This window comes from Paenibacillus sp. cl6col, from assembly GCF_900102125.1.
Taxonomy (GTDB): domain Bacteria; phylum Bacillota; class Bacilli; order Paenibacillales; family Paenibacillaceae; genus Paenibacillus_B; species Paenibacillus_B suaedae.
On record NZ_FNAZ01000002.1, the window covers coordinates 622,394 to 644,999 of the forward strand.

20 protein-coding genes and 1 pseudogene are annotated in these 22,606 nt (G+C 43.6%); 13 read left to right on the top strand and 8 right to left on the bottom strand.

Annotated features, from left to right (window positions below):
* Positions 1 to 102: 102 nt before the first annotated feature.
* From BLS15_RS06955 to BLS15_RS06970, 4 genes are all read left to right on the top strand, one after another.
* A complete protein-coding gene (locus BLS15_RS06955) occupies positions 103 to 741 on the top strand; it encodes a CBS domain-containing protein (protein ID WP_028533002.1) in 639 nt (212 codons plus the stop codon).
* A 16-nt stretch (positions 742 to 757) separates the two neighbouring features.
* Positions 758 to 1,561 (top strand): pyruvate, water dikinase regulatory protein, encoded by an 804-nt coding sequence (locus BLS15_RS06960; protein ID WP_021253774.1) that lies wholly within the window; start codon positions 758 to 760, stop codon positions 1,559 to 1,561.
* A gap of 41 nt (positions 1,562 to 1,602) precedes the next feature.
* Complete coding sequence (gene glpX, locus BLS15_RS06965) at positions 1,603 to 2,580, top strand: class II fructose-bisphosphatase (protein WP_021253773.1); 978 nt, start codon at positions 1,603 to 1,605, stop codon at positions 2,578 to 2,580.
* A 335-nt stretch (positions 2,581 to 2,915) separates the two neighbouring features.
* Positions 2,916 to 4,631: a methyl-accepting chemotaxis protein gene (locus tag BLS15_RS06970; RefSeq protein ID WP_021253772.1), complete on the top strand. Its 1,716-nt coding sequence runs from the start codon at positions 2,916 to 2,918 to the stop codon at positions 4,629 to 4,631.
* 470 nt (positions 4,632 to 5,101) lie between these two features.
* On the opposite strand, the gene BLS15_RS06975 is transcribed toward BLS15_RS06970, so the two are convergent.
* Both BLS15_RS06975 and BLS15_RS06980 read right to left on the bottom strand, forming a co-directional pair.
* On the bottom strand, positions 5,102 to 6,628 hold the full coding sequence (locus BLS15_RS06975; RefSeq protein WP_090510626.1) for a flavocytochrome c: 1,527 nt from the start codon (positions 6,626 to 6,628) through the stop codon (positions 5,102 to 5,104).
* A 465-nt stretch (positions 6,629 to 7,093) separates the two neighbouring features.
* Positions 7,094 to 8,050: an endonuclease/exonuclease/phosphatase family protein gene (locus BLS15_RS06980; protein ID WP_090510628.1), complete on the bottom strand. Its 957-nt coding sequence runs from the start codon at positions 8,048 to 8,050 to the stop codon at positions 7,094 to 7,096.
* A 282-nt stretch (positions 8,051 to 8,332) separates the two neighbouring features.
* Between BLS15_RS06980 and BLS15_RS06985 the strand changes: the two genes are divergently transcribed.
* The 7 genes from BLS15_RS06985 to BLS15_RS07015 all read left to right on the top strand — a co-directional run bounded on the left by BLS15_RS06985 (position 8,333) and on the right by BLS15_RS07015 (position 15,993).
* Complete coding sequence (locus tag BLS15_RS06985; RefSeq protein WP_090510630.1) at positions 8,333 to 9,514, top strand: multidrug effflux MFS transporter; 1,182 nt, start codon at positions 8,333 to 8,335, stop codon at positions 9,512 to 9,514.
* A gap of 222 nt (positions 9,515 to 9,736) precedes the next feature.
* Positions 9,737 to 10,282, top strand: coding sequence for a hypothetical protein (locus tag BLS15_RS06990; RefSeq protein WP_021253766.1), 546 nt, complete (start codon positions 9,737 to 9,739; stop codon positions 10,280 to 10,282).
* Positions 10,283 to 10,522: 240 nt separating this feature from the next.
* A complete protein-coding gene (locus tag BLS15_RS06995; protein ID WP_021253765.1) occupies positions 10,523 to 11,239 on the top strand; it encodes a lipoprotein BA_5634 family protein in 717 nt (238 codons plus the stop codon).
* A gap of 40 nt (positions 11,240 to 11,279) precedes the next feature.
* Positions 11,280 to 11,972 carry an ABC transporter ATP-binding protein gene (locus BLS15_RS07000; protein ID WP_028532998.1) on the top strand — a complete coding sequence of 231 codons (693 nt, stop codon included), beginning with the start codon at positions 11,280 to 11,282 and terminating at the stop codon, positions 11,970 to 11,972.
* 17 nt (positions 11,973 to 11,989) lie between these two features.
* Positions 11,990 to 13,972 carry an ABC transporter permease gene (locus BLS15_RS07005; protein WP_028532997.1) on the top strand — a complete coding sequence of 661 codons (1,983 nt, stop codon included), beginning with the start codon at positions 11,990 to 11,992 and terminating at the stop codon, positions 13,970 to 13,972.
* An 85-nt stretch (positions 13,973 to 14,057) separates the two neighbouring features.
* Positions 14,058 to 14,753, top strand: coding sequence for a response regulator transcription factor (locus BLS15_RS07010; protein WP_021253762.1), 696 nt, complete (start codon positions 14,058 to 14,060; stop codon positions 14,751 to 14,753).
* Between the two features lie 4 nt (positions 14,754 to 14,757).
* Complete coding sequence (locus BLS15_RS07015; RefSeq protein ID WP_175460740.1) at positions 14,758 to 15,993, top strand: HAMP domain-containing sensor histidine kinase; 1,236 nt, start codon at positions 14,758 to 14,760, stop codon at positions 15,991 to 15,993.
* Between the two features lie 133 nt (positions 15,994 to 16,126).
* Here the strand turns inward: BLS15_RS07015 and BLS15_RS07020 are convergent, their stop codons facing one another.
* From BLS15_RS07020 to BLS15_RS07035, 4 genes are all read right to left on the bottom strand, one after another.
* On the bottom strand, positions 16,127 to 16,510 hold the full coding sequence (locus BLS15_RS07020; protein ID WP_021253760.1) for a hypothetical protein: 384 nt from the start codon (positions 16,508 to 16,510) through the stop codon (positions 16,127 to 16,129).
* Between the two features lie 279 nt (positions 16,511 to 16,789).
* Positions 16,790 to 17,344: a flavin reductase family protein gene (locus BLS15_RS07025; protein ID WP_090510637.1), complete on the bottom strand. Its 555-nt coding sequence runs from the start codon at positions 17,342 to 17,344 to the stop codon at positions 16,790 to 16,792.
* Between the two features lie 4 nt (positions 17,345 to 17,348).
* Positions 17,349 to 17,963, bottom strand: coding sequence for an alpha/beta hydrolase (locus BLS15_RS07030; RefSeq protein ID WP_021253758.1), 615 nt, complete (start codon positions 17,961 to 17,963; stop codon positions 17,349 to 17,351).
* Positions 17,964 to 17,965: 2 nt separating this feature from the next.
* Entirely contained in the window at positions 17,966 to 18,910 is a 945-nt protein-coding gene (locus BLS15_RS07035; protein WP_090510640.1) for a ring-cleaving dioxygenase, read from the bottom strand.
* Positions 18,911 to 19,111: 201 nt separating this feature from the next.
* Here BLS15_RS07035 and BLS15_RS07040 point away from each other — a divergent pair, with 201 nt between their 5' ends.
* Both BLS15_RS07040 and BLS15_RS07045 read left to right on the top strand, forming a co-directional pair.
* Positions 19,112 to 20,614, top strand: coding sequence for a GMC oxidoreductase (locus tag BLS15_RS07040; protein WP_254777299.1), 1,503 nt, complete (start codon positions 19,112 to 19,114; stop codon positions 20,612 to 20,614).
* Between the two features lie 216 nt (positions 20,615 to 20,830).
* Positions 20,831 to 21,278: pseudogene (locus BLS15_RS07045) on the top strand (NAD(P)H:quinone oxidoreductase, type IV).
* 21 nt (positions 21,279 to 21,299) lie between these two features.
* Here BLS15_RS07045 and BLS15_RS07050 read toward each other — a convergent pair.
* Together BLS15_RS07050 and BLS15_RS07055 are read right to left on the bottom strand one after the other, a co-directional pair.
* Positions 21,300 to 21,914 (bottom strand): diadenylate cyclase, encoded by a 615-nt coding sequence (locus tag BLS15_RS07050; RefSeq protein WP_036667278.1) that lies wholly within the window; start codon positions 21,912 to 21,914, stop codon positions 21,300 to 21,302.
* 32 nt (positions 21,915 to 21,946) lie between these two features.
* Entirely contained in the window at positions 21,947 to 22,561 is a 615-nt protein-coding gene (locus BLS15_RS07055) for a diadenylate cyclase (RefSeq protein WP_021260955.1), read from the bottom strand.
* Between the last annotated feature and the right edge of the window lie 45 nt (positions 22,562 to 22,606).

Sequence of the window (22,606 nt, forward strand, 5' to 3'; positions counted from 1 at the left end):
CTATAATCTTGTCAGAAGATGAACAGAATCCTACGTATTTCACGTATGGGCAGGGATCGTGATTCAAGGCGACCTTTATAGCATGAAACGGAGGGATGCGCTATCGAACTAACAACGAGACAGTTAGAAATTATTAAAATCGTCAAGAAGCATGCCCCCATTACGGGAGAACAAATCGCGGAGATGTTGACGGTCAGTCGACCTACGATTCGTGCGGATTTATCCTTGCTGGTCATGCTCGATTATATTGCGGCAAAGCCCAAGGTAGGCTATTTTCTCGGGGAGAAGGCGGAGAAGAAGGAGTCGGATTCCTACGTCCTGCGCAACATGAAGGTCGGACAGGTTCAGGGCATGCCAGTTGTGGTTGATGTGAAGACGACAGTACAGGATGCGGTTGTCACCTTATTCCTAGAGAACATCGGCAGTCTCATTGTAACCGATGAAGGCGGCAAGCTTGCAGGTGTCATTTCGCGCAAGGATTTGCTTAAGGTTACATTAGGCAACCCGAATGCGTCCTCGATGCCTGTCAGCATGGTGATGACCAGACAACCGAATATTGTAACGATTACGCCAGAGGAATCTGTATTGGAAGCTGCGCGTAAAATGATACATCACCAAGTAGACAGCCTTCCGGTCGTATCTTACCCAGAGAATCGTTCTGATCTGGAAGGGAATGTCGTAGGACGAATAACGAAGACGACGATCATCAAGCTGATGCTCGACAAAGTAGACCAGGATTAGCAGGGGGACGAAGCGTATGGGGAACGCGTCATATACGATAACCGTGTGTTCAGATTCCGTCGGGGAGACGGCAGAGGCTGTAGTGAAGGCGACAATACGACAATTCGAAGCGCCACAAATCAGGATTAAGCGCTATATGAATGTGCGCAATGAGGAAGAGCTCCGCATGTTGATGGAGGAGGCTGCCGAATCCGGAGGATTTGTCGCGTATACGCTCGTTCAGCCTGAATTGCGGGAAGCCATTAAAGAGCATGCAATCCGTCTAAATGTTCGAGCTGTGGATGTTATGGGGCCGATGATTCAAGCTTTCGTCGATACGTTTGCGGATCAGCCGAAGCGAATGCCAGGATTGCTGCATCGTTTGGATGCCGATTATTTTCAGCGCGTTGAAGCCGTGGAGTTCGCTGTCAAGTGTGATGATGGCAAGGATCTGCATGCGATCCTGAAGGCGGATATTGTGCTGTTAGGGGTCTCTCGCACCTCCAAAACACCATTGAGCGTCTTCTTGGCTCATAAGGGGAAGAAGGTTGTCAATTATCCGGTAGTGCCTGAAATTCAGCCGCCGGAGCACTTGTACAGCATCTCCCCAAGTAAAATAATCGGTTTGACGATGAACGCTGAGCATCTATTGAAGATCCGTTCTGAGCGGCTGAAGACGATGGGGCTTCCTGTCTTAGCTAGATATGCTTCGCTCGATCGCATCGTCGAGGAATTGGAATATGCCCGTTCATTGTTCGACCGATTAGGTTGCCCTGTCATCGATGTGACGGATAAAGCAATTGAGGAAACTGCAGGCATTGTCATGGATTTGATTACGTGAGTGAAATCAACTTGTCGTAGATAAAAGGGAGAGAAGTGGAGATGGATCGTCAGCTAGCTCTGGAAATCGCACGTGTTACAGAGGCAGGCGCTCTGGCGTCAGCCTCCTGGATCGGCCGGGGTGACAAGCATGGCGCGGATTATGCCGCTACCTCTGCTATTCGGGAAATGTTCGATTCCGTTCCGATTAATGGGACGGTTGTAATCGGTGAAGGTGAAATGGATGAGGCACCAATGCTCTATATTGGAGAGAAGGTTGGGAGCCGCTTCGGGCCGGATGTTGATGTCGCAGTGGATCCGCTAGAAGGAACAGAAGTTGTCGCGAATGGATTGAATAACGGAATGTCAGTCATCGCTATTGCAGAGAGGGGCAATCTTCTGCACGCTCCAGATATGTATATGCAGAAGCTAGCCGTAGGCCCGCTGCTCGCAGGCCACGTCAATTTAGATGATCCGATTGAGGTAACACTGGAGAAGTCCGCAGCAAGGCTGGGCAAGTCTGTAGAAGATCTCACGGTCATGATTCTTCAGCGAGATCGCCATCGTGAACTTATTGAAGCCCTACGCAGCAGTGGAGTTCGGATTAAGCTGCTTGATCATGGGGATGTATCCGGTGCGATTGTACCGGCAATTATCGAGAGTGGCGTTGATCTGTACGTCGGTTCTGGCGGAGCACCGGAAGGCGTGCTGGCTGCAGCAGCTCTCCGCTGTCTTGGCGGAGAAATGCAGGGTCGGCTCATGGTGCAGAGTCGGGAACAGCTAGAGCGCTGCAAGCGGATGGGGATTCAGCACCCTGATGCATTGCTTCGAATGGAACAGCTTGTAGGTTCGGGCGACATCATATTTGCAGCGACGGGCATCACGAATAGCGACTTGCTGAATGGGGTTCGTAACTTACCTGGTCAGCGTGTGGAGACGCATTCGGTCATTATGCGTGCGAATACAGGAACCATACGGTACTTGCGGTGTGTGCACAATATGTCGATTAAGCTTAAGTATGCGGCAGGGATGCATGGATAGAAGCCGATTTATTTCATTTCAAATGAGATGGCCATCCTTCACCTGAATGAAGATGCAGCAAGTGAACATGATCCTCTACGATCACAAATTCAACTTACTTCTCTTTTTGTAGACGAGACCCATCATGAATATACGTGCGAGAGCTGTAATGCAGCTGCTGGTAGCGTACGTTCAATGATGGGTTTTTTTGTTGTGTTTATTTGACGATCAGAGAGCCTTGAATATGATGTATTTGCAGTAAGTTTTCAGAAAAACAGATAAAAAGTCATAACATCTATAAAAATTATGTCTGATTTTGTCGATAATGATAAAGTTAACTAGAGGGGAGAGAAAGCATGAAGTTTAGATTTAAAGACCTGAACACTTCAATTAAAATTTTTATACTGGTTGGTGTCGGCATTTTGCTGCTGGCATTAAGTACGTCGATTTCGTATCGCGCCATGAACGAGATCAATCATAAGAACGACACCATTTTCAAGCATAATCTGATGTCGATCATGTGGGTGAAGCAGATTATGGTGAATAACCGTTCCATTGACTCAGCCATTTTCGAATTAATGGCAAGCAGTGATGATCGGCGGAATAGTGAGCTCAAAGCATCTATTGCTCGTTTCCGTGGTGAAAGTGATACACTCATGAAGAAATATAAGGAAGTCTTGCAAACAGATGAGGAAAAAACATTCGTAGCTGAGTATGAGAAGGCGCTAAAGCCATATCGCGATAGTAATATTCGTGCTATAGAGTTGGCAATCGCGAATAAGAACGAAGAGGCATATGACTATTACGTAAGCAATGTACGCGATTCTCGCAGTAAGGTACAAGAAGTGTTGACCGAGCTTGTAAAGTGGAATGAAAATTTGGCGGATCAGCAAGCGAAGAAATCAACGGAGCTAACGAAAGCTTCCACCACGACGAACGTAATCATCGGAATGATTTCACTGCTTGTATGCGTGCTGGTTGGATATGTGATCGCCAATCTGATTGTGAAGCCGCTTCGACAAATGCAAACCTTGATGAAGCAAGCAGAACAAGGAGATCTCACGGTTCGCGGCTCCTATGATTCGAAGGATGAGATCGGGGTGCTGATGAAGGACTTCAACAAGATGATGGACGGTTTGTCCTCGATTATGAGCACGGTGCATGAGCGTTCGGTGCAACTGCTTCACAATTCACGCTTAGTCTCTGACAATGCGAATGAAACGGCGCAAGCGACAGAGCATATTGCCGCTTCAATGGAACAGGTCGCATCGGGTGCGCAGCTGCAGCAGACAGCATCGGAGGAAAATGCGATTGCGCTTGAAGAATTTGCACGCGGTATTCAATCGATTGTCGAAAATACATCGAGCGTTGCGGAATTGGCCAATCATTCGGCTATACAAGCTGAGCAGGGCAATGCAACGATCGTCGATGCGATGGAGCAGATGAAGTCAATTAATCAATCTGTACAAACAACGGAATCTGCTGTTGAACAGCTGCATGATCATTCTCAGCAGATCGAGAACATTATTGATGTCATTACGAATATTGCAGGGCAAACGAATCTTCTTGCGCTCAATGCCTCGATTGAAGCAGCAAGAGCCGGGGAGAGCGGCAGAGGGTTCTCAGTCGTTGCTGGAGAGGTACGCAAGCTGGCTGAACAGTCTAGTGAATCAGCCAAGCAAATAGCCGAGCTTATTGTGGAAATGCAAAACAGCACGCAGGAAACGGTAAATGCAATGGCTTATGTACGTCAGGATGTTGCGTCAGGTATGAAGGTTGTTGCGCAGGCAGGGCAGATGTTCGAGCATATCATGGCGCTGGTGCAGCAAGTGACAGGGCAAGTACAGGAGACATCAGCTGCGACAGAACAGATGTCAGCAGGTACTGAGGAGATTACGGCTTCAGTTGACGAAATGGCGAAGATTGCAGCAGATACGTCTTCCACCGTACAATCGGTGGCGGCTGCATCTGAGGAGCAGCTTGCCTCTGTAGAGACCATTTCTGCTTCGATCGGGCAGTTAAAGCAAATGGCGGAAGAACTGCAGGAGATGGTGAATCGTTTCAAGCTATAATCGCATGGAGAATAGGGATTTCATTGTATTACCGGTTGCTAGAAATAGCGGCCGGTTATTTATTTTGTAAACGAAGCAGAAACATTATGTACAGAAAAAGGATGTGTCGCAGCACATCCTTTATGTATACGATTATTTATAATAGGAGTCGATGAGTGGAATAAAGTATCCACCGCCGCCTTTGACTTGGAAGCTGATAACAACATTTTTTACACCGCCAATATTGGCTTCAATTAGTGCTTTTCTCAATTCATCCCACTCTTTTTTATTCACACAAATGAAAGGAAATCATAGCTAGATAGTAGAGGAACAGAGGTCTACAATCAATAGTTCTAATTGCTTATTATTCGAGCAAACTGTCACTTTCCTAGCGTAAAGAGGGAGTGATTATTGGGAGGAGAGAGTGTACAGATAAATAAAACGCTTGGACTGCAAAGAGCCCAAGCGTTTGAGGGAGGAATATACTAGCTTTATTGTGCTTTTACGAATTCAGCAGATTTAATACCTGCTTGACGACCGAAGATAATGATATCTGCAACAGAGTTACCGCCGATACGGTTCTCACCGTGCAGGCCGCCGATAACTTCACCTGCTGCGTAGAGACCTGTAATAGCCTTGCCATCCTTAGTTACAACTTCGGTGTTTGTGTTAACTTTTACGCCGCCCATTGTATAGTGGATACCAGGAGCAATTTTGATTGCATAGAATGGTCCAGCGGACAACTCGTTGTCCATGCCTGTTGTTCTGCCGAATTCAGCATCTTTTTTGTCTTTCACTGCGCCGTTCCATGTATCAAGTGTAGCTTTGAGTTGATCGCCTGGAACGCCCATTACTTTGGCCAAATCTTCAACCGTTGCACCTTGGATGACAAATCCCATTTTGTCGTATTGTTGAATAGCTTTTGCACGGGATTTCACGCCAGAATCAAATACAAGGTAAGATGCTTTGTCAGACAGTTTATTAATTGCTGCCGTTACGTTATCGCGAGTATCCAGCTCGTTCGTGAATCGTTTGCCGTCTTTATCAACCAAGATTGCACCTTCACCGCGAACTGCTTCCCCGATAAGATAGGACTTCTCTTGCTGTACAGTAGGGTGAACCTGAATTTGATCCATATCTACAGTTACGCCGCCGAGCTTCTCAATCATCGTAATGCCGTCACCAGTGCTGCCGATTTGGTTCGTTGTTACCAGACCTTTCAAATCAGGGCGAACAGAGGAGATCATGTCCATGTTAGCACCATAACCGCCTGTTGTGACAACAACTGCGTTTGCGGCAATGTTCTTCTCATCCTTCTCTTCGAAGAGGACTTTAACGCCGTTCACTTTTCCGTCTTTTTCTGTAATATCAGTAACTTTCGCATTTACGAAAACCGGAATTCCTTTGGATTGTACATTCTTGACCAAGCCGCTGACGAGATATTGTCCAACAGCAGATCCGTCTTCAGGACGGTGTGTACGTTTTTCCTTCATACCGCCAGTAATCGTAAGGTTGTTCAAGCGAATGCCAATGGAATCCAACCAGTCGATTGCGCTTGCGGAATTGTCTACGAAGTAACGAAGCATTTCTTTGTCGTTCGTACCGTGACCGCCTTTTAATGTTTGTTCGAAGAAGAGATCATTATTGTCTTCAATGCCTTGCTCTTTTTGGAACTTGGTCTGAGATGCATTCATACCCGAAGAGGATTTCATCGTATTTCCGCCAGCTGCCGGCATTTTCTCGAAAATAACCGGATTCATGCCTTTGGCTTTGGCCTCAAGAGCAGCCGTCATTCCCGCTCCGCCAGCACCGATGATGATGATGTCATATTTGTCTTTCAATTGATCGATAGGGGTATAGCTCGCTTTAGAAGCGCCGGACACAGCTTCTGTTTCTGGTTTCTCCGTTTTTGCTGCATTGTCTTGACCCTGCGTTTGGTTCCCGTTACTGCCGCATCCTGCGATGATAAGCATGATCGACAGAAGGAGAATCATGGTTGCTGTTGCTTTCTTTCTCATGTGAAAACCTCCACTTTCTATCTCTTTATAAATGAACATAATTTCAATACCCCCCCGAATGAAATCAGACGAAGCAAACCAGATATTGGGTGGCTATGTACTCCAATTTTCCCGTTATTGACTGACGGCTATTGGGTGCTGTTTCGTGCTGAAAGAGTATTTGTTTGATGTTCATTTCAATTTTAATCTACTTTCAACTTAGTGTTTGTGATGTATTTCACAATAGAAGGTGATTTTTATCATATTTATCATGCGTAAATATTGGTAATTCTGATTTCTGCACTTGATTCCTTCGAGCTGTGTGATAAGCGTACGCTTGAATTCATTTGTGATTGGAGTACTGTGGAAGGGACGTCACTCATTGAAATAGGTGAATAAAAAGGCATTTTCATGAGCGCATGCCCGTTCAGAGGAGGGATGCTCATTGAAAATGCCTCTGTTGAAGAGTATTCTGTCCAATCTAGATTAGTAACAATTTTTGTTCAGCTTCAATGCTGCGGAAACTCCCGCATGATCGGAAGGCCACAGTCCTGTTTCGGTTCGATCTTGCTGCTTCTCTCCAACATTATCTGCCTTGAGGGGTATCCATCCATTTTTGAAAAGAATGTAGTCGATTCTGGAGAGTAAGGAAGATTGATTATTCAATAGGTCGGCGTCTTGACAGCAAGTAAATCCATTGCCTTTACCGACTTCTACCCACGTGTCATGGAAACCATCTGCTATAAATAAGCCGTAGGTGGGGGTTCCGCTGCCATCTGCATTTGAATTCAAGTCCCCTGTAACAATCAAGGGAAGTTGGCTATTTCCTGGCCCATCAATAATCTCCTGTGCTTGTGCAACCTGTATAGCTGGTGCGAGTGGTTCCAAATGAGTATTAATGATTCTAAATGTACGCCCATGCCAACACACATCAATGGAAGACCATCCTCGTACCACTACAAAAGGTTGCCCACCAATTTGAATAACAAGATTCGTATTGAAATTTGCTTCAGTCTTTTGAACGATCTTAAGCTTGCTGCTTGTGCGGATCAAAATAGCATCTCTATCAAGAAATCGAACAGTGTTGCCATGACTATCCGGAAGCTCTGCCGAGAAATTATGATTGACAGCTGCCACTTTATAACGCAAGCCGAGTTCCCGCAGTTCCTTCAGTAGTAAGCTGATAAAGTCATACGTGACGGTTCGAAAGCTTGGGATCACAAGCTGAATTCGTTCTGCTTCCTGCAGGCTAATAAAGTCCGGTTTCTTGCTAGCAATCTGACGTGCTATGGATTTCACCCGAGTGAGGATATTTGTCGCGAGAAACTGGCGGAACACCTCGGTTACTCGCTCTGGTATCAACACGGGCGGTGCTGTAAATAGTGGGGAGGTATCTGCGCCCAAATACATATTCCATGTTAATAAGGAAAGATGCTTGCTCATCAATCATGACCCCCATTCTTTGATCTACTCTATTATAGTAGATGTAATTTGAGAGAAGTTGGAGACGGCGTAAGCAAGAAGGTTACTAATACAAACTTGTTCATGCGTGGTAATATTTACAGGATTCTGATATAATCCTCAATATATTTACCCCCTATAACATTGTAAGGTGATCACTTATTATGGCACTCTCATTTGCAAGATTAATCAAATGCAAACCCCCGATACCCTGACATTTCGATGATGTAATTGAGATTTCCGAAATTATAGGGGGAATGCAACTTGGCACAAAAAATCTCAACTCCATCATTGCTTTTGTTTATTATTCTTGTGGGATTTCCACAAATCAGTGAAACGATATACACGCCTTCCTTGCCGGATATTGCTAGTCAATTGCAGGCAAGCAACAACATGATTCAGCTTACGCTCAGCATTTATTTTCTTGGTTTTGCGTTTGGCGTGTTGTGCTGGGGAAGGTTATCGGATGCAATTGGCCGACGTCCTGCTATGCTGTGGGGCATTTTCGTATATGGAATCGGTAGCCTAGGCTGTTACCTGTCAGGTTCCGTGGAATGGCTATTGGTAAGTCGGTTCATTCAGGCATTTGGTGCAAGTACAGGCTCGGTTGTGACGCAAACGATCTTGCGAGAAAGCATCGATGGCTCGAAGCGTCATGCTGTATTTGCTCAAATCTCAGCAGCTCTTGCCTTTACACCCGCTCTAGGGCCGCTGATTGGAGGCTGGGTCGACCAGTCGCTAGGCTTCAGGGCTGTATTTCTAACCCTTGTTGTGATGAGTGTGGCAATATTCGCGTACACGTTCGCTTCTTTGCCTGAGACGAGAGTTGCTACGACGACTTCGAATGTGAATACAATAGCTGTCGTCAAGCGCCTCATTGCAGACGGCAGGGTATGGGCATTTGGCTTTCTAATCGGCGCAACAAATGGCATTCTGTTCAGTTACTATGCAGAAGCTCCTTTCGTTTTTATTGAATACTATGAGATGACGCCCGGCATCTATGGCTTCTTTGGTATTTTTGTTGCGTTGTCATCAATAGTAGGAGCCATGTTGTCGAAAAGACTATTGTCCACCTATAAGCCAGAGCAGATCATTCTGATCGGCTGTCTTGTAACCGCACTCGGTGCAGGAGCGTTGGTCGGGTTTACGCTTAGTGGATTAAGCTCATCGCTGTTGTCCATGGGTGTATTTGTCGCCTGTATCTTCATCCTGCTGCTCGGTATCGGTATGGCGATTCCGAACTGCTTAAGCTTGGCGCTGGTGCGCTACAGCGATGTATTGGGGACAGCAGGAGCTATTTTTGGATTAGGGTATTATCTCATCGTGAGTCTGATTACGAGCGGAATGAGCTATTTGCATAATGACTCATTAGTGACGATGCCTATGTACTTCTTCGTGCTGGCAGCTATTATGGTTATCGTGAGCAGACGAATTTCGAGTGAGTAAGCAATGTAAACGCATAGCAACTAGAAGTGTTACTGCATAGAGACAGAAGCCGATTTTCTGAAATAGAAAATCGGCTTCTTTTGCTTTTTTTCATATGACCAAATGATTTGCATATAGATCTTAATCAAACAGTGAGGTTGAAGGAATTCCAAGTTCTGAGCGGAATGGTTAAATATGTATTTCAGTTCATCTATATTACTTCATATAGGAGTTGAACCACATTTGAATAATACATTCAAAACTACCTTAATCATCTTATTATCAGTGCTAATTGTATTTGGAATCCCAACGTTCATATTCTTAGAAGTCTACCAATTTCCTAAGAAGATCGATGTGGTTCGATCTGCTATAACTTATAATGAGAAAGACCCTTCATCTTTTAAGAAAACCTCGATTTACATATCCGGGACATTAGTTCGGCCTTTTCTACGACAACATAAATTCGTAGGTTCCATTCGAATTGACGGCATCGATATTTCGAACAAGTATATATCATTAGATACGTATATATTTGAAAAAATAAAAGGGATTAATTCAGGAAGCTTGCTTTATCATAGCCCAGACCTCAAAAAGTATAAAGAGGAAGGAGCTATCTGGGCAGGTATGATTTGGTTTGATGATGATTTTCAGGATATAAACATAGAGTGTTTCAAAGAGATGAAGGAGAATGTGGACTTTATTGTCACGGCTGATTCTTATGAAGCTGCGCTTCTTGTTCAACAGAAGATGAGGAAAGCTTTTGGATCTGGCTTTATGCCGAGTGAATAGTTCGATTTGAAATGCGTGGTATTCAATAGAGAAGTCCGTAAACACATAAAACAGCGGCAGTCTCGGGCAATTTTGGTCCATGACTGTCGCTATTTTATCTGGAAAAGTCACGTGTTCATTTCGATTCTTACTAAAAAGTAAGGAAAATGATGAAAATGGTTAGACAAGAGTCATTAACTTGAGAAGCAAAGTCATCTATAATCCAGACATCAGATGAATTTGATAAAAGGAGCAGACAGGATGAAAAAAATAATTGGTTTCGTGTTGGTTATCGCTATTTTTGCAGGAATAGGATTTGGGGTAAAACGTTATATAGAAGGACCATCGCAACCGGCCGATGGAATTGTAGTGATTGGAACGAATCAAGATGTGAGCAAAGTCAAAGAGAAGTACAAAGATGTAAGCAAAGAAATGGTTGACTACAAAATGAAATTGGTTACAACAACAATAACTACAAAAATTGCAGAGCAAGATCGGGATGAAACGGGTGAAGAATTTTCAACTCGGTATATCAAGTATTCGGTTATTACTCGTTCTACAGCTGAGCAATTCATGAAGAAGGGGATTATTAGAGCCAGAAAAGAACCTGGCAGTGTGTCTATTCTTTCAGATCCAGTTACCTCCATCAAAGAATTATCGAATGGTAAAAACTTGTTATTCTCTTTGTTTGACGAAACGAAGAATAACCAAATCGATTTGAATGGTCAGATGGTGCCTGTACAGTATGTGAAACATCAGGCGTGGATCGGGTATATGCCAACTATGGATCTTGTTATTGTTGACGACCAAACTTACAACAAATTAAAGGAAGCAGAGTCAACGCTCTCATTAATTCATTTCCAAAGATACAGCTACGATTATAAAAATAAAGAGAAGGTGAACAAGATTTTGGATGAAGTCAGAAGTGTGTATCCAGATAGCGAAGACAAAGTAAACTTTGTAGATGTTCAAGATTAAGTGTAAGAGTTTGAACTTTACATGATAAGTGGGTGACAGTATGGAAGTTGTACGCATGGAAAATGTAGTGAAGAGCTATGGCGAAGGCAATAGTAGGGTAGACGCGTTAAAAGGGATTTCCCTCTCGATTCAACAAGGAGAATTTGTCTCCATCGTAGGTGTGTCCGGCTCCGGGAAAAGCACACTGCTGCATATATTAGGAGGGTTGGATCGGCCGACTTCAGGACAAGTATTCATTGGGGAAAATAGTATTTACGATTATTCGGATGATGAGCTTTCGATATTCAGAAGAAGAAAAGTCGGATTCATTTTTCAATTCTTTAACTTGATTCCGGTATTAAATGTTCAGGAAAATATCGCTTTGCCCTCGATATTAGATAATGAACAGGTAGATATGACGTATCTCGATGAAATTATAGAAACTCTAGGGCTTCATGAACGGAAGACTCATCTGCCCTCCGAACTATCTGGCGGCCAGCAGCAACGGGTCTCCATTGGCAGAGCGCTTATCAATCGTCCGCATTTGATACTGGCCGATGAGCCCACAGGCAACCTAGATACGAAAAATACGAAGGAAGTCATGGATTTATTACGTTTGACAGCGAAGAAATACAATCAAACCATTGTGTTGATTACGCATGATTTATCGATTGCATCGGCTTCCGACCGGGTCATTACGATCGAAGACGGTAGTATCATTTCAGATCAACGGCTAGCTGCGAATCAGGCATAGACTGGAGGAGAATGAAGTTGATCAGCAGTTACAAACAACTAAGCAGCCGATATTTAAAAGGGAATATCAAGCGAACCATCTTGACCCTGGTCGGAATCATACTCTCTGTAGCGTTAATTTCCACGATTGGCCTGTTTATGAGAGGATCGCAGCTCTCCCAAATTGAAAACATCAAAAAGCTGAATGGGTTTTCGTTTCATGTCGGCATATCCAATTACGATGAAGCAATATTGAATAAAATCAGATATAATCCTCAAATCGCATCGTATGGATTGATGTCTCAGGGCAAAACAATCCCACTTGGGGACGTTTCGGTACAAATGAGTTTCGCCGATCATCGTGCAATGGAGTTTTTACCCTATAGCCTTTTGGATGGCCAATTACCTGCAAATGAGCATGAGGCGGCTGTAGATTCATGGACGCTTCCTTATATTAATAAAAATCTTAAGCTCGGAGAATCCTTTCAATTGGATGGAGAAACCTATAAACTTGTTGGGTTGCTCGACAATCGCGAGTTTACACAGAAAAGTAAAGTTGGCCGCTTATTAACCTATAAGCATGATTTTGCCATCGGTGAAGGCCAAATATTAATTACAATCAACCATAACGCGAACTTTAATGAAGTTTTGGACGAGATCAAATCATTTACGGGAACTGAGAAGCTGGTGATCAATGAAGAATTGATCAGAGTGTTGAAGCCGCAGTCGAATCGTTCGATTTTGGCCGTGCTCGTCATCGTCATCAGTATCGTTGTGGTTGCGACAGCTGTCGTCATCTATAACGCTTTTCAAATTAGTGTCGTTGAGCGGATGAAACAGTTCGGATTGCTCCGAAGTATTGGCGCTACGCGCAAGCAGATTCGACACATCGTCATGAGAGAGGCTGCTGTACTGGCTGTTATCGCGATCCCGATTGGGATTGTATGCAGCATCCTGGCACTTGCAGCTCTACAGTTCATTTTCTACCTGTTATTAGAAACGGGTGCAAGCGTCTCGTTCTTACATATCGATTGGTCGATCATATTGATCAGTTCGCTCATTACCCTGACAGCGGTGCTGGCGTCCAGCTATTATCCTGCTTTTTTTGCAGGCAGAATATCTCCCTTGCTGGCAATCAGCAGCAGGTTATCGATAAGGAAAGAATCGATCAAAAAACAAAAAAATACGGTGCTGAAAAAGCCGGTTTCTTTTCCAATGAGCCTGGCCTTGAAAAATGTAAAAAGAAATAAAAATCGATATACGATTACCATCTTATCCATCATTATAAGTAGTGTATTGTTTATTACTTTTTCGTCGATTATGGATATCGCATTTGCAACCAAATACGTGAACAATGAGTCCACGAAATCGGATCTAACCATCTATCTGCAAGATGATATACATGGTAAGACATCAGCAAGACAACAAGTTATGGAGCAGTTGAAGTCGCTTAGTAATGTATCTGAAGTTAGCCAACAGGACGCTAGTTTTCGAATCAAATTGAAGGATGTCAATCAATCTAGCGCGACAGTTGCGGACATCCAGCAGACCGTTGGAACCAAGCACTCGATTACAATCGTTAATCAGCTGGACGAGAATAAAACAAGGAAAGAATCAGAGCTTGTGATTAAAGTGCTCGTATATGGTTTTATTGCGGTTATTTCTCTGATTGGCAGTGTGAATATCATTAATACGATTACGATCAGTATCATCATTAGACGAAAAGAACTGGCTGCATTAAAATCAATAGGCATGTCGCAAAAAGATCTGAAAAAAATGATTATCTATGAAGCGCTCATTTATGGTGTTTCTGGAAGTTTACAAGGGATATTTTTCGGTTGTATACTTTCTTATATATTATATTTGGCTGTTTCCGGTATCAAGAAGCTTGAATGGACGATTCCTTATTCGGCTTGTCTCATTACGTTTGCTGCTGCATTGTTCATCAGTTATGTATCAGTTCTGATTCCGCTGCGCAAAATCCAAAAGGATAATATTATTGATGTGATCAGGGAAGAATAATACGAAGGGCCTGGCTATGTGTATAGTCAGGCTATTCTGATTTTGTTGGCCTATGGCTGAAATAGAAAGAGGAGGAGGCCACGCGTTGAGCAACATATTGCTGGTTGAAGATGATGATGCTCTTGGTCTAGCTATCGAATTTTCATTGAAAAATGAGGGGTATGAGCTGGTCAAAGCATCTAGTGTCAGAGAAGCGAAGCAGCAGTTTGATCATCGTACTTTTCATTTAATTATTCTAGATATCGGCCTTCCAGATGGAAATGGCTATGATTTATGCATGCATTTTAAAAAACATAGCGATACACCAGTTATTTTCTTAACCGCCCTTGATGAAGAAGCAAATGTGGTCATGGGACTGGATATTGGTGGGGACGATTATATTACGAAGCCCTTTCGCGTGAAGGAACTCATGTCCAGAGTGAAAGTGCAATTGCGCAAGCAAGCGCGTCTAGGGACTACTTCCACGATCTTAACATCTGAGAATATCAAAATCGATATGAACCTAGTCAAGGCGTACAAAAATCAAGAGAGCATTCCGGTAACGAATTTAGAATATAAACTTCTTCTCACATTCATGATGAACGCCCACAAAGCACTGAAAAGAGATGAGCTCCTTATGAATATAACGGAAGGTGATGAGGTTTTCTTTGATGAAAATACGTTATCTGTATACATTCGACGATTGCGAGATAAAGTAGAAGATGATCCGAGAAATCCGCAGTTTATCGTCACACAAAGAGGATTGGGCTACCGCTGGAGCAAGGATGTGAGCAGAGAGTAAGATGATGAAAAATATCGAGTTGAAAGGCTATATCACGATACTGGCCGTTCTGTTAACGTTATTTACCGTTTATCAATTCATTACCCAACAACTGTTCTACAATCAATTGAAAAGCGATTCCATTGCATCTTGGGGGGAAATTACCGCAAGATTGGTTGAGCAAAACCCTGAGAATGAAGCGGAAATTTTGAAAGTCTTAACTAGCCATTCTACGGACTCCATTCTATATCAGGAAAAAGGGAGAGAGATTTTAAGGCATTATGGACTATATGAAGGTCTGGAGTCACAGCTTTTCCCACTTCTAAATAATCATATTGTTAGCCATAACCAATTTATGTTTTGGGGATTGGTGTGTTTCGGATGTATTCTGCTTCTGGCAAGCTATTTACAGCACAAGATGATCTTCCAGAAAATTAGACAGCTTACTTCGGCTGCCAAAAGAATAATCGATGGGGATTATTCGGTTGTTATTAATGAGAACAAAGAAGGGGATCTCGCGAAACTGGCAGTTTCCTTTCGTTCGATGAAAGATATTATTCGCAAAAGCATGCAGGATTTACGTGATGAGAGGGCATTTCTAGTACAAATGCTGCAGGATATATCTCATCAATTAAAAACACCGCTTTCCACGATATCTATCTACAATGAGATGATGATGAATGACAGTTTACCGCGCCAGCAACAAGTTCAACTGTTGGGAAATAATGATGTGCAGATCTCAAGAATGAATGTGTTGATTCACAATTTGTTGAAGGTAGCGAAAATCGATGCAAGAGCTATTTCATTTGAGAAAGAATCGGCCAATTTAGTAGAGACCATTGAGGACGCTCTAGATCGCTTACAGAGCATGATTACCAATCAGCATATATCGATTGATTGGCATACCCCGGAGGAAGTCGTCGTTGTTCACGATAAAGTATGGATGCAGGAAGCATTATTGAATCTGCTGAAGAATGCGATAGAACACTCCGAACCGGGTGAGAAGATTAAGATTGCAATCGAAGATACACCGATTTATACAGAGCTTGTGATTCAAGACTTCGGAGAGGGAATTGCTGCTGAGGAATTGCCACATATTTTTGAACGATTCTACAAAGCCAGAGGCTCCAAAAAGCATGATTCGGTAGGGATTGGCTTGGCCTTAGCCAAATCTATTATCGAAGCGCATCAAGCCTTGATTAAGGTGGAAAGTGAGAGATATGAGTATACGAAATTTACGGTTACGTTCTTGAAATACTAATGTTCACTTCTTACTACGAAAAAACAGCGACAGCCGTGGACTATTTATGTCCATGACAGTCGCTGTCTTCATTTCTAGCAGATCCATTTCTTGTTTTTGCAAGAAATGTGGTCGGTATTATATCAACCTAAGGTCAATTAATGAAATAAGTAGCCGTGATGTGGTTGATTGTATAGGTGGAAGGTGCCGCAAACTGCAAATACAGATACCCGTCTTCAGTCGCAGTGAAAATTCTTCCTACATTGCTGTTGAAAAATGTCCCGAGATGATTGCTCGAGTCATATACCGAAAAGTACGAATAGCTCCCTTGTGCATAGACCGTAAGCTGTTGGCCTTTCTTCAAATAGATCCCTTCCAGTGAGCTCAGTTCATTGGGACGAAGTGCAAAGTACTTAACGAACTTCTGTGTTTGTTGAACCTCAGGCTTGACAGCATCGACAGGTGCAGTGGAAGCATATGCAGGTGCTGCTGTAGCCAGGGCGACCAGTACTGATAATGACATAAGTAATTTCTTCAAACGGATTCAACTCCTCTGATAGTTTTGCAAGTAATATCTGGAAGTTATGTTAAATATAACTCAACATCGGATTCTTGTAAACACTAAATTCCGATTTTTTTTGTAGGAAATGAAAAAATATCAATACGTGAAGAAAGGCTGCCAATCATTTTGGCAGCCTTTACTATGATTAAAGATATTGTGATTCATTGATTTGTAGGGTTGCGAACTCAAAACTATCAATTAATTGGGTCGATCAATGCTAAAGATTTCACCTAACTTCGAGTAGTTGTTACCGGCTTATCGGCTCACTGGCTTTAATCGTTGTGCATCGATACGCCCGCCCTCAACCAATTCTTCCGCAATGTGAAAGCACACGACTCTCCCGATAATGAGATCACATGCTGGAGACGAAGGCGATCCGCCGAGAGCAAGAGATTGCTCTAACGTACATTCCATGCGGATTTTGGCTTCGGCAATCCCTGGAACCTTAATCTTGGTGCTTGGGATGGAAGTAAGTTGAGCGAAGTCCACTTCGCTCTCATCTGGCGGAAGATTGGCCGCGGTTAGATTGATTGCCTCGATGTAATCCTCATCCGATATATGAACAACAAACGAGCCCGTTTCCATCATATTTCTAGATGTATCTTTGCGAACGCCATTTTTCCTTTGAACAGATACAGAAACCATGGGCGGATTGGCAGAGATGATATTGAAATAGCTATAAGGTGCGGCATTTAATACGCCTTCAGCTGACAATGTTGTGATGAACGCGATCGGTCTTGGAAGGATACTGCCGATTAGCAGTTTATAATTATCCCGCTCGGTTTGCTCCTCCGGATAAATGGTTAGCATGGGCTCACCCCTGATTGATATGGCTTTGCAACCAAGATGAGGCTGCATGAACCTCAGAATGCGTTAATTGATGGCCTTGCTGCTCCCAATGTACGGTTACATGTGCACCTGCTTGGGTTAACAGCGTCTGCAGTTCTTCCGTCTCTTGCGGTGCGCAAATCGGATCGTTCGTTCCTGCACCGATAAATACAGGCGTACCGGACAGGTCGGGCAGTTTCAGCCCGCGACGCGGAACCATAGGGTGATGCAACACTGCTCCTCTTAGAGAACCTTGGTGGTGAAATAAGAGGCTTCCGGCAATATTGGCTCCATTGGAGTAGCCGACTGCAATGAAGTTGTTGCGATCAAGCTCATACTTCGTCGCTGCTTCATTCAGAAATTCATTCAGCTCATTCGTTCTAAAGATAAGATCCTCTTCATCAAAGACGCCTTCGCTTAATCTGCGGAAAAAGCGAGGCATGCCGTGCTCAAGTACATTTCCTCTGATGCTCAGCACGGAAGACTCCGGCGATACGATTTGTGCAACCGGGAGCAAATCATGCTCAGTTCCGCCAGTACCGTGGAGCAGGACGAGTGTAGGCTTTGATGGATCCGTGCCTTTTTGAAAAATATGCTGCATAATTATTTCCCCTCCAATTCGCGTACTTGGATAGGAGGCAGTAGCTTTTCGATTTGTGCCCGGTGTGGTTCATATTGTGCAGGCAGCTTCAAATCCGTACCAAGCTCCTCAAATGTCTCATCACGGGTGAATCCTGGAGGATCGGTAGCAATCTCGAATAAGATTTCTCCCTGCTCACGGAAATAAATTGCATTGAAATATTGACGATCGACGACCGGAGTTGGGTGATAGCCAGCTTGTGCAACATGCTCTCTCCATTCCTCATGATCCTCAAAGTCTTTGGCGCGCCATGCGATATGGTGCACGGTACCGTAACCGCCCGAGCCGCGTTCCATTGGTGCGATATTAATGTCGATTACATTGCCCAGATCGGCGCTGCCTTTGAAGCGCATCCAGTCTCCTTCTTCTCCGATCTTTTCGAGTCCCATCACGTTCTCAAGCAATTCAGAGGTTGCCTTCGGATGAGTGCTGTACAATACAGCTCCTCCAAAACCTTTAACGGCCTTGTCCACCGGGATTCCTCCAAAAGACCATTTGCTATTTGGGCCATCCTCTCGTTCTACGATTTCGAGCTGCAGCCCGTCATGATCCGAGAATTGCAAGTATTGTTCGCCAAATCTGTTTGTTCGGGTTGTTTGTACACCGAAATGTTGCAACCGCGCTTCCCAGAAGTCCATGGAGCCCGTAGGAACGACAAACGTTGTCACTCCCACTTGTCCGCCGCCGACGCGGCCTTTCCGTCCCGTTTCCCAAGGGAAAAATGTCATAATCGTTCCGGGACTTCCGTTTTCATTCCCGAAATAAAAATGATACACCTCAGGAGCATCGAAATTCACTGTCTTTTTTACAAGACGAATACCTAGTATCCCTGCATAAAAATCGATGTTTTCTTGCGCGTTTCTAGCAAATGCCGTGATGTGGTGAATACCTGTTGAATGTTTCTCCATGATAATTGCTCCTTTTGCATTTATTTTTATTGTTTCCCATAACCTCTTTTTCAATTTAGAAGACCTTCGTATTGGAAAGCTGCTCTCCTTTTCTAATAGTTATTAATGATGAGCTGCTTTATAAAAGTTAGTATAACACAAATTATCTCGAAATCAAGATATTAAAATGAAAGGGAGCAGAATGCTTAATGAATTTGGAATATGAGACAAGAAGCGGGTAATAAAATGGTGTGGACTCTAAGATGGAGAGGAATGATCCATATGTGGGTGTACCCTAATAATTGGATACCTACCAAATCGCTCGATGAAATGGCCAATACAGAATATGACGTGCTTATTGTGGGGAGTGGCGCAGGTGGTGGAGCAATGCTATATAGATTATGCGAGTTATGGAAAAACCAAGGGGCAAAGCGAATTGGGATTCTTGAAAAAGGGGATAAACTATTTCATTCGCATGCATTAAATATCCCCACCATGAATGTCGACCGTATGCGTGATCAATTATGGCCCGATAATTCTACTCCTATCGGGGAGCGGCTTCCGGAATTTTCAGGAGCTAGGTTAACGTTTGCTCTCGGCGGGAGAACATTGTTTTGGAATGCTGCTTGTCCTCGACCCGCAGAGTTTCAACTTCAATCTTGGCCTATTCATCCAGCTGAATTGGACGCATATTTTAGGACTGCAGAACGTGTATTGCATTGCACTACATCTTATGCCGATGGCTCTACCATGCAAAGGATTCTCTTGAATCGGCTTCATGCAGGTGGAGTACTAGAGGCAACTGATATGCCTCTTGCCATTGATATGTCAGGCCCACGTATGGGGGAAATTCATTCTAATGCATGGTTCAGTTCCATTCATTTTCTTGCTTATGCCCTAAATGATAGACCTTTTGATCTTGCAGTGAATGCCTATACGACTCGGGTGCTCGTCGAAAATGGAAAAGCATCAGGCGTAAGTGTAATATCTCCGGATAAAAAAACGCATACCATTCGAGCCAAAAATGTTGTCATTTCTGCAAGTACATTGGAAACACCTCGCATTTTGCTCAATTCGAGCATACAAGGGGCAGCAATCGGACGTTATTTAACCAACCATTCATTTGTATTGGGGACGGGTAAAATAAGCCGCAGCCAGTTTTCTGATAATCTTGGTAACCTGGCAATCTTGAAACGTGAAACAAGAGAATCCCCGTATCAAATACAAATCTTAGGTCCTAATCAATTCTTCTCATACCAGCAATTCGAGGATAAAGTGCTCCCGGATCAACTGAGTATCGTATATGCTGCCTTTGGTTTAGTGGAGTCGCGGCCAGAGAATAGAGTTTATTCAGATCCAAACCGTCAAGATGAATACGGCGTGCCTTTAAACCAAGTTGATTTTTCTTATAGCAACAAAGATTATACAGTGATTCAGCAAATGCGTGATGGTATTGCTCGATCGGCAAATGCAATGGGAGTAATTTTAGATGGGGAGCCTACCTTATTTCCGCCAGGTAGCGATGTTCATGAATCTTGTACCTGCCGAATGGGAACTGACCCCGCTACCTCAGCGACTAACCGTTATGGAGAAATTCATGGAGTTTCCGGTCTTTACGTCGCTGATAATAGCGTGATACCCGTTCTTGCTGCAGCGAACCCAACAAATTCTACGGTTGCATTAGCATTTCGAACAGCCGATCATATTGTGCGTACGAATAGGTAAGGGCAGTTTTTACTTGGGAGCGTTCATGGTTTCAGGCATTTATTCAGCGATTCAATAATGAACCTCCCAGGATAAAAACATTCTTTTGCGATTGACCCGAACCTATCCCGCCGTAGATGGAAGAAGACGTATGAAACATGAATCAGGAGGTGACACTCATAGTAAGTTTGTTTTGAAGTAAATGATGATTCCAAGTGAAGAATAGGAGCAAGTAGGATGGGTGCAGTTAAACTGGCGGTTATTTTTTACAGCATGACAGGAACGAATTATCGCTTGGCTCAATGGGCAGCGGAAGGCGGCAAGGAGCAGGGGGCACGGCACAATGCCCGGACAATTGAAACAGTTTTTAGATACCACAGGGAAGTTATGGTTCCATGGCAAGTTAGCTAATAAGGTGGTTAGCGCGATGGCTTCAGCTCAAAATCCCCATGGCGGGCAGGAGCAAACCATTCTGGGAATCTATACCGCTATGTATCACTGGGGTGCCATTATAGTTTCTCCAGGGTATACGGATCCATCCCTTTTTACAGCCGGGGGAAATCCTTATGGGACAAGCGTAACTGTACAAAACGGTAAAATGGTAGAGGATGTTCAGGCTGCAGTAAAACATCAAGCCAAACGTACCGTAGACGTCGCAAAATGGATCGCAGCAGGCAGTAATTAGTGTGATTGTGTCCGTTGTTGTTCAGGAAGCTGAGAAAGGAAAGAGATTGCCTTCCAATGAGAAATAGGCTGTTCCGCCGTTCGTGATTAATATAATCAATGCATCACACTTTTCTGACAAGCCGATTGCTGATAACTCCCGGATATCTGCTGCTCGATCCCAAAAAATTTGCTCAGTTAATGGCAAGGTGTTGGAAGCGGAAACAATCAAATCAGATTGAATGAGAACAGCTCCTTCTTGAAGCAAACTATCAGGTTGAAATATAGATTCTAATAGTTGACTTGTAATTACCGCATTAATGGGTATCCCCCCGTTTATAAACGGTGCTACAGGGTCGACAGCCTCTATTACAATGAGAGCTTCTTGGCGTTTTCGGCTAAGTTTATGTATGGCTAGAGATAATTCAGTACTGCATCTCGTATACTTGGACAACATACGATTAAGTAAGTATGTCGATGCAGTCGTTTCCAATTCAAGCAGTTCTCTAGACAACTTTTGGACAATGTCGATGATGCCAATATCATTATGACTGAGAGTGGCGATATTTTGATTCACCTTTTTTTCGATTTCCGTTAGCCTTTCGTTCATTTCGATCCGAAGCTGCGAAAAATCATTATGGATACTGTGTTTTTTCATATTCAACATTGCACTCCTAATAGTGATTAAATTCACTCGTCAGGAATTTCAAATCCATATAACGAGCCGTTAAAGGTAAATGATTTCGCACCTGTTTCCTCAGATACGATGAAGGTTAGAGCATCTGTATTTTCGGATAATCCAATCGCTGCCCGATGCCTAGTACCGAGCTTGGTCTTGTATAATTTGCGGGTTAGCGGAAGTACGTTTGCTGCTGACACGATAGTATCTTTCTGAATTAAGACAGCACCGTCGTGCAGCGGGCTCCCTGTGTGGAAAATGGAAACTAACAGCGTACTTGAGATCTCTGCGGATAGAGGAGTGCCAACGGTGATCAAATCGTTTATATTATCTTCTCTTTCAATGATAATAAGGGCACCTTTCCGTTGATCGCTCAGCAGCTTAATGGCTTTGAAAATTTCATTGCATTGCGTTGTATAGGGATGAAGAAGTCGACTCAAATGATAGGCGGAAACCAGCTTTCCCGTATCAGAACATATTTTAGAGAGCAACTTCAGATTTTTTAGAATATCGATATCTTCCTGATCCATGCACGCCAACATGCTCTTAATCTTCGTGGACAGCTGTTGAAATTGATTATATACATCAGTCTGCTGAGGAGAAAATAAATCGCAATTACTTTCCATACGCAACCTCCTTTACATCATATTGTTTCCATTCCCTTTTAAATT